Origin of the sequence: Arthrobacter pascens, assembly GCF_030816475.1 — a bacterium.
Classification (GTDB): domain Bacteria; phylum Actinomycetota; class Actinomycetes; order Actinomycetales; family Micrococcaceae; genus Arthrobacter; species Arthrobacter pascens_B.
The window spans coordinates 26,474-40,865 of record NZ_JAUSXF010000001.1 but is presented as its reverse complement, the minus strand read 5'-3'; the positions used below and the strand labels follow the sequence as shown (position 1 = coordinate 40,865).

The following is a 14,392-nucleotide window of genomic DNA, read 5'->3' as shown; positions in this document are numbered from 1 at the left end:
AAGGTCCGGTATCAGGGTGTCCGGGGATGAAGCGGCTCGAGCCACGCTCCGGACCGCATGACGGCCTGGAGCTGGAAACCGGTGGTGACTGTGATCAGGTCTGCACGGAGTCCTGGCCGCAGCTCACCTACTTCGCCGGAGAGCCCGAGGATGCGGGCTGGCGTGGCGGATGCAGCGCGCACGGCGTCCTGCGCCGCCACGCCAGCTGCGACAGTTCGTTGCAGGACGTCGAGCATGGTGGCAGTGCCACCGGCAATGGCGCCATTAGTGCTCAGCCGGGCCACACCGTCGTGGACCTGGACTGTTGACGGCCCGAGTGCGTAGGTGCCGTCCGCCAGGCCCGCGGCGGCCATCGAATCCGTGACCAGGGCAATGTTCCCGGCGCCGACGAGGTCGAAGACCGCGGAGACGATCCCGGGATCGAGGTGGGTATCATCGGCGATGAGTTCGATGACGGCTTTTCCGGCCGCTGCCGCCTGGAGGCAGGCGGGCACGGGTCCCGGCGAGCGGTGATGGATGGGAGGCATCCCGTTAAAGAGGTGGGTGACAGTCCCGGTCCTCACCCCTCCGGCGCCGGTGCCGGCGCTGCTGTCGGCGCCGGCGTCGGCGTTGGACATCTGCCGGTGGGCGCGGAGCAGGAAATGGCGCGTGGTGACGGCGTCGGCGTCGGTATGTCCAATGGACGGGACCACTCCGCGCGATATCAGCAGATCGACCAGCTCGGCGGCGCGGGGCAGCTCGGGTGCGTAGGTCATGGTCCTTACCGTGCCGCGCGCGGCCGAAATGAGCTCATCCGCCAGGTCAAGATCCGGGTCGCGGATCCATTCCGGGTTCTGGGCTCCGCACCTGTCCCGGGAGAGGAACGGACCCTCGAGATGGATGCCGGCGATCAAGCCCTCGGCCGCCAGTGCGCTGAACGATGAGACGGCGCGCAGCAGGTCCTCCCTGGACGCCGTGACGAGGCTTGCGAGCAGGGTGGTGGTGCCGCTGCGGTGGAGGCAGCCGATGGCGTTCCTCGCCGCTTCCTGCCCGGCGGAAGGGAAGTCCGTTCCGAAGCCGCCGTGGCAGTGCAGGTCGACCAGCCCGGGCAGCACCATGGTGTCCGGAGCCAGGCGGTGGATGTCAGCCGGCATCTGCCGGGCGTATTCGTTTTCCGGGCCGGCGTAGGTGATGCGGCCTCCGTCGATCACCAGCAGGCCCTGGTCCAGCCCCATGCTGCCGGTCAGGATCCGGCCAGCGATCAGTGTCCGGGGCGCCGTCATCGCAGAGCACCGGTTTCGGTCCGGACAGGACTGGCCGGCTGGCGGTAGTAGTCCTGCATTGTCAGCTTGGCTGCCGCTGCCTCGTCGATCACCACGGTCGCCCAGGGGTGCAGCTGGATCGCGGACGCCGGGCACATGCTGGTGACAGGTCCTTCCACGGCCCGTGCCACGGCTTCGGCCTTGTGCGTCCCGTCGGCTACGAGGACCAGCCGTCGAGCTTCCAGGATGGTGCCCAGCCCCTGGGTGATGCAGTGTGTGGGCACTTGGTGCACGGAGTCAAAGAAGCGGGAGTTGGCCTCACGCGTGTTTGCCGTCAGGGCCGCAACCCTGGTGCGGGAGGCGAACGAGGAGCCGGGCTCATTGAATCCCACATGGCCGTTGGTTCCGATTCCAAGAAGCTGCAGGTCCACTCCCCCTGTTTCCCGGATCGCCCCGTCGAACTGCCGCGCCGCCGCATCGAGATCGCTGGCGCGCCCGTCCGGAACATGGACCCGGCGTCCGTCGAGTCCAAGACGGTCCACGACTTCGCGTCGGATGACGGACGCGTAGCTCTGGGGGTGCCGGGCAGGGATGTCCACATATTCATCGAGCGCGAAACCGGACACGTCCGTCCAGTCCAGGTTCTTGCCTTCGAGCGCCTCATAGACCGGTAGGGGTGATGACCCGGTAGCAAGGCCCAGAACCGCGGCCGGTCTGCTCTTCACCGTTTGTTCGATGAGGCCGGCTGCGTGCCGGCCGACCATGGCACGGTCTTTGACAATCACTATTTCCAACGGGACCGTTCCTCTTTCATGTTGTCGGCTGTGTCTTCGTTCCAGGGCCAGCCGCTTCCCGGAGAGGGCCTACGGTCTGTTGCAGCCGCCGGAATACCTCCTGGTCCACTTGTATTCCGGCCCGCCTCAGGCCAAGCACTGCCGCGCCGATGAGGCCGTCTTCCACCTGGATGACCTCCTCACTTCCCAAGGCTGCGCGGAGCGGGGCGGCAACGGCCGGAGGGGCTGCCAGCGCTGCGCGTGCAACACTTCCGCCGATCACCACGGGCCCTTGCAGCCGGTGGTCGCGCACGGCGTTGAGGGTGCCGGCCAGGGCTGAGGCTGCGTCCGTCACGATCTGCGAGGCCACCGGGTCCTGCCCGCACGCCTTGAAAGCGAGCGGCGCGAAGCGCGAGAGCCCGACCGGTCGGAGCTTGTAGAGAGCGTCTATCAGGTCAAGCATGGCGCGGGGACGCCCGTGCATCCGCTCCGGCGTCTCCTCCAGGTGCAGTTCACTGAGCAGCAAAGCGGTGAGGGCGGTCCCGGGCCCGCGGCCATCGAGGGACGCGACAACGGCACGTGCCACCCGGTGGCCAATCCAGTAGCCGGAGCCGGTGTCACCCAGGAGCCAGCCGGCTCCGTCGGATACCAGGTCGAGGCGGCCCGCTGTGATTCGCGCCGCGACCGAGCCTGTACCCGCCACGAGGACGGATCCGGACGACTGGTGCGTGCCCGAATGGAACATGGCCAGAAGGTCCGCCTCGATGTCCACGTCCCCGTCAAGACCTAGCGCCACGAGCCTCTCGGCAATGGGAGTCTGCTGCATGCGGGGACCGGCGCCGGCCATCGCGACCAGGGTTGGGGAAATCGTGTGGCGCGCCGCGCGCGACTCGGCGACAGCCTTTTCCGCGGCGTCGGCGACGGCGGTAACGGCCTGGTCGTACCCGTCGGACACAGGGTTTCCGCCGCCCGCGATTCCATACCCGAGGCACAGTCCGGACGCATCCACGACTGCTGCCCGGGTAGACGTGCCGCCCGCGTCTATCGCCAGAATCCTCTGCACCCTTACCCGCTCACCCATGCTTAATTGTGACTTGACACACAGGTTAGAGGATGAGAATACTTTTTGTAAAACGTCGGCGAACAAGAAAAGGATTATCGTGACGCCCACCCCTCCAGCACCATCGTCCGCGGGCCGGGCTGTGGGCGTCGTGAACCGCATCCGCACCCGCCTGCCGGAAATGTCAGGCGCCATGGTGAAGATTGCCGAGTTCCTGCTGGAGCACCCGCACGCACCGCTCGACGCCTCGATCGGGGACCTGGCGAAGCAGACTGGGACCTCGCCGGCCACGATCACCCGCTTTTGCCGCCAGATCGGCTACCAGGGCTACGCCCCGTTCCGGGTCAGTATCGCCACCGAGGTCGGGCGGGTCTCGGCCCGTGATTCATGGAAGATCGATATCGGGCGCGCTTTTGGCCCCGATGACTCGCCGGCCGAAGTCCTCAGCACGCTCATGAACGCCCACACGCGCTCGCTGCAGGAGACCGCGGCCATGATGGATCTGGAGTTACTGAAACGGATTGCCGAAAAGATCGCGACCAGCAGCCATGTGGATATCTACGGAGTCGGCGGAAGCGCCATGCTGGCCGAGGAAATGCACGCACGCCTGTACCGGATCGGCATCAACAGCCATCACTGGTCAGAAGTGCACGTCGGCCTGACGAGTGCGGCCATCCAGGACGAGAATTGCGTCGCGATCGGCATATCCAACACCGGACGCACCGAGGAAACCATCCAGATGCTCCGCCAGGCCCGGCTTTCGGGGGCCCTGACCGTGGCTTTGAGCAACAACCCGTCATCCCCGCTTGCAGAGGCCGCTGACCTCCGGATCATCACATCCGTCCACGAACATTTCCTGCAGCCTGACGATCTGTCGGCCAAACACGTCCAGTTGCTGGTCCTGGACCTGCTGTACCTGCTGGTCGCCCAGCACGATTTCCAACGGTCCACAGCCAATCTCGCCGCGTCCGCGCAAGCCGTGGCCGCACATCGCCGGCCGCATCGGGGACCGGCCAGGAACCGAACGCCGGAACCGGCATTGTCCGGCCCCCACGACCAAAGCTAGGAGCCCCCTTGTCTGTTTCAGTCCGCACTTCCGACCTGGTCCAGGCCTACACCCGGGAAGTCACCTCACGCCTGGAGGAGCTTTCCGGCCAGGCAGCGTCAGGAAGCCTTGATGATGCCATCGAGCTTCTCACCTCAGCCCTCGACAAGGGAGGTGTCATCCAGGCCTTCGGCACCGGGCATTCCGAAGCCTTCGCCATGGAGATCGCCGGCCGTGCGGGCGGCCTGATCCCCACCAACAGGATCGCCCTGCGTGATGTGGTCCTGCGCGGGACGTACGACGTCGGGGTCCTCACCGGATCTTCGCTCGAGCGCGACCCGTCAGTGGTCAACGAACTGTTCGCCCTTTCCCCGGTCGGGCCCGAGGACGTGTTCGTTATTGCCTCAAATTCGGGGGTAAACGGCTCCATCGTGGGCCTCGCCCTCCTGGCAAAGGCGAAAGGACACAAGGTGATCGCCGTCACCAGCATGGCGCACACACTGAAGGTCGAACCGAAACATCCCAGCGGCAAGCGCCTGTGCGACGTCGCCGACGTCGTCATCGACAACACTGCACCGTTTGGTGACGCCGTGCTTGAAATGCCGGACGGCATAAACGTCGGCGCGGTCTCATCCATCACCGCCGCTTTCATTGCCCAGCTGCTCACTATCGGCACCGCGAACCGGATTGCCGAAGAAGGCAGGAAGCCTCCTGTCTACATCTCAGCCAACATCCCCGGCGGCGATGACCACAACCAAGCCCTCGAAGACCTCTATAAGGACCGGATCCGGCGCGACGCCTGAGCCGGAACCGACAACAAGAGAATCCATCCGTATACCGCGGTGCGGGCAACGGTAACAAGAAAGGCAGCAGATCAACATGAACAACCAAAATAAGCCCTTGGAACGCCGGCGCTTCCTCGGCGGCGTCCTCGCCGCCGCGGTCCTGGTACCCATGGGAGGCTCATTGGCCTCCTGCGCCGGGGGAGGTGGCGGCACAACATCCGGACCAAGTGGAGCGGTGTCGGACACGAACCCCTTTGGCATGGCCGATAATTCCACAATTGACGCCGTGATCTTCAAGGGCGGCTATGGCATTGACTACGCCACCTACGCCGGGGAACTGGTCCAAAAGACCCACCCGGGAACAACGGCCAAGGTCGCCGCGTCAACGAATATCGCCCAGGAACTGCAACCGCGATTCGTCGGCGGCAACCCGCCGGACCTTATCGACAACTCCGGCGCCAACCTGATCGGTATCAACACCATCCTTTCGCAGCTCGAAGACCTCAACTCAGTCGTGAACGCGAAGAACCTCGAGGGCAAGGTCATCAAGGACACCCTCTACCCCGGCGTCCTCGCTCCGGGGACCTTCGGGGACAAGCTCGGCGCAATCAACTACGTCCTGACCGTCTTCGCCATGTGGTACTCGGCGTCCCTCTTCGAAAAGAACGGCTGGACAGTGCCGAAGACGTGGGATGAAATGCTCGCCCTCGGGGAGAAGGCAAAAGGCCAGGGCAAGTACCTCTTCTGCTGGGGCAAAGAAGCGGCGACCTACTACCTTGAACTGGCCATCGCCTCCGCGATCAAGGAAGGGGGCGACGACGTCCGCCTCGCCCTGGACAACCTCAAGGAGAACTGCTGGTCGCATCCGGCGGTGCAAAGCGTCCTCACGGCCATGGAAAAGATCGTCAAGGCCGGTTACGTGAAGCCAGGCGGATCGGGCACCGCGTTCACCGCGGCGCAGGCCCAATGGATCCACGACGAGGCCGCCATTCTCTACCCCTCCGGTTCCTGGATCGAAAATGAAATGAAGGACCAGACGCTGCCTGACTTCAAACTCACCGGAGCGCCGGTCCCGACGGTTAGCAGCGGATCAAAGTTCCCTTACACCGCCCTGCACAGCGCCGCTGCCGAGGCGTTCATTGTTCCCTCCCAGGCGAAGAACGTTGCCGGCGGCAAGGAAATGCTGCGCGTCATGCTGTCCAAGGACGCTGCCACCAATTTCGCCCAGAAGCAGCTGGCCTCGACGATCGTCAAGGGCACCATTCCGGCGGACGGCTTCGGGTCGACGGCCCTGGTGTCGCAGACCAAGATGCTCGATGCCGCCGGGGACGATATCTTCACCTGGGGCTTCGTGGACGTCTACGGCATGAACAAGGACCTGCTCGTGGTCTGGAACACGTTCCTGGACGGCAAGTCCGACGTCGCTACCCTGACCTCGGAAATGCAGAAGATCACGGACAAGGTCCGCAACGACAGCTCGGTCAGTAAGGTCGAAGTGAAATGAGCCTTTTGGGAACCGGTGTCCCTTCGGCAGACACAGCGCCTGCCGAAGGGGCCCGGCGCCGATCGAAATTAAGCTTTGACAGGGTCAGTTTCATCGCGGTCTTCCTGGGACTCCCGCTGGCCGTCTACCTGATCTTCGTGGTGTCCCCGTTCGTGCAGGCCTTCTACTACTCCATGACCGACTGGTCCGGATTCACCCGGAACATGAACTTCACCGGACTGGACAATTACCGAAGGCTGTTCACGGACGACATCTTCATGAAGGCAATGGGGAACAACATCCTCCTCGCCCTGGCATTGCCGGCCCTGACGATTGTCCTGAGCCTCATCCTCGCGTCGCTCGTCACGGTGGGCGGCAGCAGCCGCGGACAGGTCAAGGGTCTGCGGAACTCCAGTTTCTACCGGGTGGTGTCCTTCTTCCCCTACGTGATCCCCGCGATCATCATCGGCATCATGTGGGGCCAGATCTACGATCCCAGCAACGGGCTGCTCAACGGCATCCTGACCACTGCCGGGCTCGGACAATTCGACTCGTTCGCCTGGTTGGGCAACGAAGGCACAGCCATGGCAGCCTCGATGTTTGTCATCGTCTGGGGCTTCGTCGGCTTCTACATGGTGCTCTTTGTCGCCGCGATCAAGGGCATCCCGGCAGAACTGTTCGAAGCGGCCCGGATCGACGGCGCCGGTAGATTCCGCACTGCCACCAGCATCACGATCCCCCTGATCCGGGACAACATCCAGACGGCTTATATCTACATGGGGATCCTGGCGCTGGACGCCTTCGTCTACATGGTGGCGCTGAACCCGGGCGGCGGTCCCAACAACTCAACACTGGTCATGTCCCAGCAGCTTTTCTCCACCGCATTCAACAAGGGCCAGTTCGGCCTTGCGTGTGCCATGGGAGTTGTCCTGGCCGTCATCACCCTGGCGTTTGCCGCGCTGGTCTTCCTCGTCAATAAACTCACCGGCGGAAGCAAGGACACCCAGTGATGACCTCGATCAGAACCGCGGGACAGCGGGCAACAGCGCAGGCAACGGTTGTCCAGCGTAGGCCGGAGGCGACCGCCAATGACCGGGTGGTCGGAGCGATCTCGCACACGATGCTGACCATCTGGTCGCTCATCGTCATCCTGCCCCTGCTCTGGACCATCATGACCTCGTTCAAGACGACGACGGAAATCTTCGCGTCGCCGTTTGCGCTGCCGGAGCACTGGAACTTCGACAACTACGTCAAGGCCTGGACCACCGCAGGCATCGGAAACTACTTCCTCAACTCGGTCGTCGTCGTCGGCTGTGCCCTGATCATTGTCATGATGCTTGGGGCGATGTGCGCGTACGTGCTGGCCCGTTTCGCCTTCCCCGGCAGCAGGGCCATCTACTACCTCATGCTGGCCGGGCTGACGTTCCCGATCTTCCTTGCCATCGTCCCCCTGTTCTTCATCCTGAAGAACGTCGGGCTGCTCAACACCCTGCCCGGACTCATCATTACCTACGTGGCATTCGCGCTGCCGTTCACGGTCTTCTTCCTCTTCTCCTTCTTCAAGGCACTTCCGAATGAAATCGCCGAAGCCGCAGCGCTGGACGGTGCCGGGGAATGGCGGACCTTCTTCCAGGTGATGCTGCCCATGGCAAAACCCGGGCTGGCCTCAGTGCTCATTTTCAATTTCCTCGGACTTTGGAACCAGTTCCTCATCCCCGTGGCGCTGAACACGGACACCAGGAACTACGTCCTGTCCCAGGGGCTCGCGGCCTTCGCCTCGCAGGCAGGGTATGCGGTCGACTTCGGCGCCCTGTTCGCCGCGGTCGTCATCACAGTCGTGCCGGTGCTCGTCATCTACGTGATTTTCCAACGCCAACTCCAGGGATCCGTTTCCCAGGGCACCTCGAAATAGAAGGAACCGGATGTCCCGCATAGTCATGATCGGAGCGACCGGGCACGTCGGCGGGTACCTCGTGCCGCGGCTGACCGAAGCGGGGCATGAAGTCATAGCCGTCAGCCGCGGACTCAGGCAGCCCTACAGGCAGCACCCAGCCTGGAAAGAAGTCCACCGCGTCGCGGTCGACCGGGACGAAGGCGACGCCGCGGGAACCTTCGCCGGCAGAATCGCCGACCTGCGGCCCGACGTGGTCATTGACATGCTCTGCTTCACGCCGGACTCGGCCGAACAGCTGATCACCGCGCTCCGGGGCCGGGTGGACCTGCTGCTCAGCTGCGGCACCATCTGGGTGCACGGCGCCGGGACGGAGGTTCCCACCCGCGAGGAGGATGCGCGGAATCCATTCGGTGACTACGGGATCCGGAAGGCACGGATCGAGGAACTGCTGCTGGCCGAGTCGCGGACGCCAGGCGGCCTTCAATCCTCGGTGCTGCATCCGGGGCACATTACGGGACCGGGCTGGGCCATGGTCAACGCTGCCGGGAACTTCGACCTGGACGTCTGGCACCGGCTGGCTATGGGCCAGCCCGTAGAGATACCCAACTTCGGCCTGGAAACAGTGCACCACGTGCACGCCGACGACGTTGCGCAGGCTTTCCAACTGGCCCTCGAGCGCCCACGGGTGGCTGCGGGCAACGGCTATCACGTGGTCTCCGACAGGGCCCTGACGCTGCGGGGAATCGCGACGGCGGCCGCGGCCTGGTTCGGCCAGGAGGCGCAGCTCCGGTTCCTGCCGTTCGAGGAGTTCCGGTCCGGCACCTCCCCCGGCAACGCCGAAGCGTCCTATGACCACATCAGCCGAAGCCCTTCGATGAGCATCGGGAAGGCACAACGGGAGCTGGGATATTCCCCGCGCCACACCTCTCTTGAAGCGATCGCGGAGGGTCTGCGGTGGCTCATCTCGGACGGCCGGCTCGACACGGGCGGGCGGGAGCTCAGGACCTCGGCGGCCTGACCTGGGACTGGTGCCGGTCCAGGATGCGGGCGCAGCGGATGAAACCCAGGTGCGAGTAGGCCTGGGGATGGTTGCCCAGGTGCGTTTCGGTCCCCGGATCGTATTCCTCCGGGAGCAGGCCGGTTGGCCCGAAGAGGTTCACCAGCTGGTCGAAAAGATCCCAGGCCTCCTCGATCCTGCCCACCGCAACGTACGCCTCGATGAGCCAGGTGGTGCAGATGTGGAAGCCGCCCTCCAGGCCCGGCAGGCCGTCGTCGTACCTGTACCGGAAAACTGTGGGCCCCACCCGGAGCTCCCGTTCAACGGCGGTCACGGTGTCCAGGAAGCGCTGGTCCGTGACGTCGAGCAGGCCGGAGAGGCCGATATGCAGGACGGCGGCATCAAGGTCCGGGCTGTCATACGCCACTGTGTAGGACCGCGCCGATTCGTCCCACCCCTCACGCAGCACCTCGTCCCGGATTGTGGTGGCGGTGGGTTCCCAGGAAGGTTCCGGCGTCCGGCCATGCCTGGCTGCTGTCCGCAGCGCCCGGTCCAGCGTCACCCAGCACATCACCTTGGTGTACACATGGTGGCGCGGCGCCCGCCGGGCCTCCCAGATGCCGTGGTCCGCCTCGTGCCAGCGGGCCAGCACCGCGGAAGCCATCTGGACCATGAGCTCCCAGTGGCCGTCGGCGAGCCGGCCTTCACGCTCGCTCAGCGAATGGATCAGCTCGGCGATGGGGCCGAAGACGTCCAGCTGGACCTGGTGGTCCGCCGCGTTTCCGATCCGGACGGGACGGGATCCGGCGTAGCCCGGCAGGCTGTCGATGACGGCCTCGGTGGACAGTGCCGCCCCGGTGACGGAGTACAGCGGGTGCAGCCATTCCGGGCCGGGGGCGTGCTCCAGGATCCGGCTCAGCCAGCCAAGGAACCCTGCCGCCTCGTGCGTGGAGCCCAGATCCACCAGGGCATTCACCGTCATGGATCCGTCGCGCAGCCAGCAGTAGCGGTAGTCCCAGTTACGCGTCCCGCCGATCCCTTCGGGCAGGGACGTGGTCGGGGCGGCGAGCACGGCGCCGGTTGGTTCATGGACCAGGGCGCGGAGCACCAGCGCGGACCGGCGCACCAGGGACGGTTTGACCCCGGGCAGCTCCAGGTCCTGCATCCACCGGCGCGAATGGTGGGCCACTGCTGCGCGCCGTTCGGTTTCCCCTCCGGGGTCGGCTGCCTGGGGTTCGGTGTCGCCGCAGCGCATGTTCAGCACCACGGGTCCGTCCTGGAGGTTCACGACGGCGGTGGCCGTGGCGTGCCGGCCGTCGGAGGCGATGGCAAACCGGACGCCGGGGGCCAGCAGGATGACGGGATCGGACGTGCCCACAACATGCAGCTCGTCCCCGCGGGCCTCCATGCTGAAGGGGGCGTTGGCGTAGTCCGGTCTGGGCGCGAACACGATCCTGGCCGCGCCGCTGCCGGAGAGCACACGGACCAGGCTGGTGATGCCGTCCGGCGCCGGCTCAAGGTAGTCCGTAACAGTCACGTCCGCCCACCGGGTTTCCACGATCATGGTGCTGTCCACGTAGCGCTGGCCCAGGACCTGGGAGGCCTTGACCGGTTCAACCGAGAAATGCCCGGCCGCGTCCCCTCCCAAAATGTGGGCGAACAGCGAGCCCGAATCGGGCAGCGGATGGCTCATCCAGCAGATCTTGGCGTCCGGTGTGACGAGGGCGGTGGAGGACCCGTTGCCGATCATCGAGTGCCGCTCCAGGCCCACCGCGTCCTCGCCGAAGAGCCACGCACGCCGCAGCTCGAACAGGATGGCAAGTACGCGCGCGAAGGATTCCGGATCGCGGAGCCGGTGCGCGGCTGCCGTCTCCCCCGGGCCGACCTTCAGGCCCATGTCGGGACCCCGCAGCGTACCGATGGCCAGCTCGTCGCTGTAGGCATCCCCTGCGTACATTGCCGCACTGGCCCCGAGCCGGGACCTGAGGCTCTCCAGCGCCTCGGCCTTGGACGGTTCCAGCACGGACAGGTCCAGCACGGAACCGTCCACAATGAAGAACAGTCCATGGGCCCGGGCGATCTCCCGCGCCGTCTCGGTGACGGTCGCTACCACATCCGGGGTCGCCGGCCGGGTGTGCACGGAGACGGCCACGGGCTTTCGCTCAATCCAGATGCCCTTCTGGAAGCCCACTGCCTCGGACAGCGCCGTCCCGGCCTTCTGCAGCGCCGCCTCGGTGGCCAGGGACTGCACGTGGGCAAAACCCATGTCCGGCTCCGAGCCGTGCGATCCAATCAGGTGTACTTCCGCCGGCAGGCGTGACACCGCGGCAAGGTCTCGCAGCGACCGCCCGGAAATGACAGCGGCATGGGTGTTGGGCAGGGCGGCCAGGGCGCGAAGGGCAATCGCTGCGCTGCCCAACGGCAGGGTTTCGGTGGAAATTCCTTCGGCGTCGCACAGGGTTCCACCGTAGTTGCAGGCCACCAGGAGCCCGGGGACGCGCGCCAGGACCTTCAGTTCCGCGAGGAGCGCGGGGGTGAGCCCGTCGTCGGCAGCGTCCGACTGGACGAACGCCCGGAGCAGGCCCAGCGGCAGTGACTTGGTGAGCAGCGCGGTATCCGCAACGCTCTGGTTCAATGGAGTTGGCATCCCAGCACCCCTTATGGCAGAACCGGCCCGGGAAGGCAGCCGCCGGATTTCCAGGCGGGCTACCGGGTGGTGCCCCGCCCCGGATTCCATGGCGGCACTCCGGAGGGGGCACTGTTCATTTTCCGGTCAGGCAGTTTCACCTGAATGTCCCGGTGATTGCAGCGGTGTAAAGTCCGACGGCGGGCAACAGGGGTGGGCGTTGGCACCGGCGGGGTGGCTCGTCACGCGGAGCACGCTTTTGAGCCATCCCACAGGTGCCGGCCGCGCCAATCCGCGGCAGACCGCCGTCGGGCCTTCCAAAAGCGTGCCGGGAGTGACGCGAAGCAGGCTCAGCGGGGCGGGTTCCTGGATCGGGGATAGACCCTGGTTCCTGGAGCCCGTTCCTAAACCCTGGCGAGCCCGGCAGCCTGCGCGAGCAACTCCACGGACCGCAGCCTTGCCGCCGTTCCGGTGCTCTGGTGCGCAACGATGAGCTCGTCGGCATCGGAGTGTTTAGCGAACTCGTCCAGGTACTCCATGACCGCCTCAGGAGTGCCGACGGCGGAATAGGTCATCATCTGGGACACGTGCTGCCCCTGCGGGGAATCCAGGATCATGTCCGCCTCATCGTCGGTGAACTCCCGGCCCCCGCCGAAGAACAGGGAGACGCGGGCGCGCTTGGTGGCGAGGAAGGTTTCCTGGGCTTCGGAGGCGGAATCTGCTGCGATCACGTTTACCCCGGCGATCACGTGCGGGGAATCCAGCTGGGCGGAGGGCCTGAATTCGCGGCGGTAGACCGCCACGGCCTCCTGCAGGGCGCCCGGTGCGAAGTGCGAGGCGAAGGCGTAGGGCAGGCCCAGCTGCGCGGCGAGGTGCGCACCGAACAGGGAGGACCCGAGGATGTAGAGCGGCACGTTGGTGCCCTTGCCGGGAGTCGCCTCCACGCCCTGGACCCGGGTGGGGCCGGTGAGGTAGCCCTGCAGTTCCAGCACGTCCTGCGGGAAGCTGTCCGCGGACATCGGATCCCGGCGGAGGGCCCGCATGGTGTTCTGGTCGCTGCCCGGAGCGCGTCCCAGGCCAAGGTCGATCCGTCCCGGATGCAGGGTCTCCAGGGTGCCGAACTGCTCGGCGATGGTCAGCGGCGAATGGTTGGGCAGCATCACGCCGCCGGCGCCGAGTCTGATGCTCCTGGTATGGGCTGCCACGTGGGCGATCAGCACGCTGGTGGCAGACGACGCGATGGAGGACATGTTGTGGTGTTCGGCGTACCAGATCCGCCGATAACCGAGTTCCTCCGCGCGCTGTGCCATGGCCACGCTTCCCGCGAAGCTCTCCGCCGCCGTCTGGCCTTTGCCGATGGTCGCCAGATCAAGAATGGAGAGGGGAAGTGTCACGTCAGTGCCGGCCTTTCAGAGCGTTGCGTAGGTTTTTGCCCGCCGGATCACGGCAGGCACGTCAGGGATAACGACCGCGGGTCCAGGCTTATTTCGCAGTCGTCAGGATTACTCAGTGGTCAGGAATACTCAGCACACTGATGAGGTTGCCGCCCCTATGAGCCACGATTCAACGAACCAGCTGGAACTGTCCGCAACGATCGACCTCAAAGACGTGGGAACCGTGCACCGGCTCGGCTTCGGTGCCATGCGCATCGTAGGCAACGGCGTCTGGGGTGAGCCCGCCGACCGCGGGGCCGCCGTGGCCGTGGTGCGCCGCGCCGTCGAACTCGGCGTGGACTTCATCGACACCGCCGACTCCTATGGCCCAAACATCAGCGAGGAAATCATCGCCGAGGCGCTGCACCCCTACAAAAAGGGGCTGAAGATCGCCACCAAGGTGGGCTTCACCCGGACCGGGCCCAACCAGTGGATTCCCGTTGGCCGCCCGGAATACCTGCGCCAGCAGACGGAACTGAGCCTCCGCAAGCTGAAGGTGGACACCCTGGACCTGCTGCAGCTGCACCGGATCGACCCCAAGGTGGGAGGCGAAGAGCAGTTCGGCGTGCTGCGCGAACTCCAGGACGAGGGCAAGGTTCGGGCGCTTGGGCTTTCGCAGGTGAGCGTGGCCGAACTGGAAGCAGCCGGAAAGCACTTCACGGTATCGACGGTCCAGAACCGCTACAACCTCACCGACCGGAGCTCCGAGGACGTGCTGCGGTATTCGGAGGAGAACGGCATCGGCTTCATCCCCTGGGCTCCGATCTCCGCGGGCGAACTCGCACAGCCCGGCGGTCCGTTGGATGAGGCCGCCAAGCGGCTGGGCGCCACCACTTCGCAGGTGGCCCTCGCCTGGCTGCTGCGCCGCTCCCCCGTCATGATGCCTATTCCCGGCACCGGCTCCGTGCAGCACCTGGAGGAGAATATGGCGGCCGCCAACATCACGCTCGATGACGACACCTTCGCTGAGCTTGAAGCGGCCGGCAAGTAAAGAACCAGAGACAGGAGCCCACCAGACCTTGCTCGACGCCGGGCAATGTGACCGCCGCGGTCGC

The 14,392-nt window shown here is 65.5% G+C and carries 12 protein-coding genes; 7 read left to right on the top strand and 5 right to left on the bottom strand.

The genetic code is table 11. The annotated features are described in order from the left end of the window. Positions 1-11: 11 nt before the first annotated feature. The 3 genes from QFZ40_RS00165 to QFZ40_RS00155 are packed head-to-tail and all read right to left on the bottom strand — an operon-like array spanning position 12 to position 3,095. Positions 12-1,262: an N-acetylglucosamine-6-phosphate deacetylase gene (locus QFZ40_RS00165; protein ID WP_306902136.1), complete on the bottom strand. Its 1,251-nt coding sequence runs from the start codon at positions 1,260-1,262 to the stop codon at positions 12-14. After that, positions 1,259-2,035 carry a glucosamine-6-phosphate deaminase gene (nagB, locus tag QFZ40_RS00160; RefSeq protein ID WP_306902134.1) on the bottom strand — a complete coding sequence of 259 codons (777 nt, stop codon included), beginning with the start codon at positions 2,033-2,035 and terminating at the stop codon, positions 1,259-1,261. Before nagB ends, QFZ40_RS00165 begins: the two co-directional genes overlap by 4 nt. 16 nt (positions 2,036-2,051) lie before the next feature. Next, a complete protein-coding gene (locus QFZ40_RS00155) occupies positions 2,052-3,095 on the bottom strand; it encodes an N-acetylglucosamine kinase (protein WP_306902133.1) in 1,044 nt (347 codons plus the stop codon). A 79-nt stretch (positions 3,096-3,174) separates the two neighbouring features. On the opposite strand from QFZ40_RS00155, the gene QFZ40_RS00150 reads away from it, so the two are divergent. The 6 genes from QFZ40_RS00150 to QFZ40_RS00125 all read left to right on the top strand — a co-directional run bounded on the left by QFZ40_RS00150 (position 3,175) and on the right by QFZ40_RS00125 (position 9,299). After that, complete coding sequence (locus QFZ40_RS00150) at positions 3,175-4,140, top strand: MurR/RpiR family transcriptional regulator (RefSeq protein ID WP_306902132.1); 966 nt, start codon at positions 3,175-3,177, stop codon at positions 4,138-4,140. An 8-nt stretch (positions 4,141-4,148) separates the two neighbouring features. After that, on the top strand, positions 4,149-4,922 hold the full coding sequence (locus QFZ40_RS00145; RefSeq protein WP_306902131.1) for an SIS domain-containing protein: 774 nt from the start codon (positions 4,149-4,151) through the stop codon (positions 4,920-4,922). Positions 4,923-4,998: 76 nt separating this feature from the next. Then, entirely contained in the window at positions 4,999-6,408 is a 1,410-nt protein-coding gene (gene ngcE, locus QFZ40_RS00140) for an N-acetylglucosamine/diacetylchitobiose ABC transporter substrate-binding protein (protein WP_306902130.1), read from the top strand. Next, positions 6,405-7,397, top strand: a complete 993-nt coding sequence (locus QFZ40_RS00135) for a carbohydrate ABC transporter permease (RefSeq protein ID WP_306902129.1) — start codon at positions 6,405-6,407, stop codon at positions 7,395-7,397. The genes ngcE and QFZ40_RS00135 overlap by 4 nt, the downstream gene beginning before the upstream one ends. Positions 7,398-7,507: 110 nt before the next feature. Beyond that, a complete protein-coding gene (locus tag QFZ40_RS00130; protein ID WP_306906773.1) occupies positions 7,508-8,299 on the top strand; it encodes a carbohydrate ABC transporter permease in 792 nt (263 codons plus the stop codon). Positions 8,300-8,309: 10 nt separating this feature from the next. Then, the gene (locus QFZ40_RS00125; RefSeq protein WP_306902128.1) at positions 8,310-9,299 is read left to right on the top strand and encodes an NAD-dependent epimerase/dehydratase family protein; all 990 of its coding nucleotides are present in this window, start codon (positions 8,310-8,312) and stop codon (positions 9,297-9,299) included. On the opposite strand, the gene QFZ40_RS00120 is transcribed toward QFZ40_RS00125, so the two are convergent. Next, on the bottom strand, positions 9,280-11,925 hold the full coding sequence (locus QFZ40_RS00120; RefSeq protein WP_306902127.1) for a trehalase-like domain-containing protein: 2,646 nt from the start codon (positions 11,923-11,925) through the stop codon (positions 9,280-9,282). The genes QFZ40_RS00125 and QFZ40_RS00120 overlap by 20 nt on opposite strands. Positions 11,926-12,308: 383 nt before the next feature. Then, positions 12,309-13,298 carry an LLM class flavin-dependent oxidoreductase gene (locus tag QFZ40_RS00115; protein ID WP_306902126.1) on the bottom strand — a complete coding sequence of 330 codons (990 nt, stop codon included), beginning with the start codon at positions 13,296-13,298 and terminating at the stop codon, positions 12,309-12,311. A gap of 157 nt (positions 13,299-13,455) precedes the next feature. On the opposite strand from QFZ40_RS00115, the gene QFZ40_RS00110 reads away from it, so the two are divergent. Continuing rightward, positions 13,456-14,328 (top strand): aldo/keto reductase, encoded by an 873-nt coding sequence (locus QFZ40_RS00110; RefSeq protein ID WP_306906772.1) that lies wholly within the window; start codon positions 13,456-13,458, stop codon positions 14,326-14,328. Positions 14,329-14,392: the final 64 nt, after the last annotated feature.

Coding starts and splice junctions, on each gene's coding strand:
- QFZ40_RS00165 (WP_306902136.1), bottom strand. CDS start 1,262: ATGACGGCGCCCCGGACACTGATCGCTGGCCGGATCCTGACCGGCAGC.
- QFZ40_RS00155 (WP_306902133.1), bottom strand. CDS start 3,095: ATGGGTGAGCGGGTAAGGGTGCAGAGGATTCTGGCGATAGACGCGGGC.
- ngcE (WP_306902130.1), top strand. CDS start 4,999: ATGAACAACCAAAATAAGCCCTTGGAACGCCGGCGCTTCCTCGGCGGC.
- QFZ40_RS00135 (WP_306902129.1), top strand. CDS start 6,405: ATGAGCCTTTTGGGAACCGGTGTCCCTTCGGCAGACACAGCGCCTGCC.
- QFZ40_RS00130 (WP_306906773.1), top strand. CDS start 7,508: ATGCTGACCATCTGGTCGCTCATCGTCATCCTGCCCCTGCTCTGGACC.
- QFZ40_RS00125 (WP_306902128.1), top strand. CDS start 8,310: ATGTCCCGCATAGTCATGATCGGAGCGACCGGGCACGTCGGCGGGTAC.
- QFZ40_RS00120 (WP_306902127.1), bottom strand. CDS start 11,925: ATGCCAACTCCATTGAACCAGAGCGTTGCGGATACCGCGCTGCTCACC.
- QFZ40_RS00110 (WP_306906772.1), top strand. CDS start 13,456: ATGAGCCACGATTCAACGAACCAGCTGGAACTGTCCGCAACGATCGAC.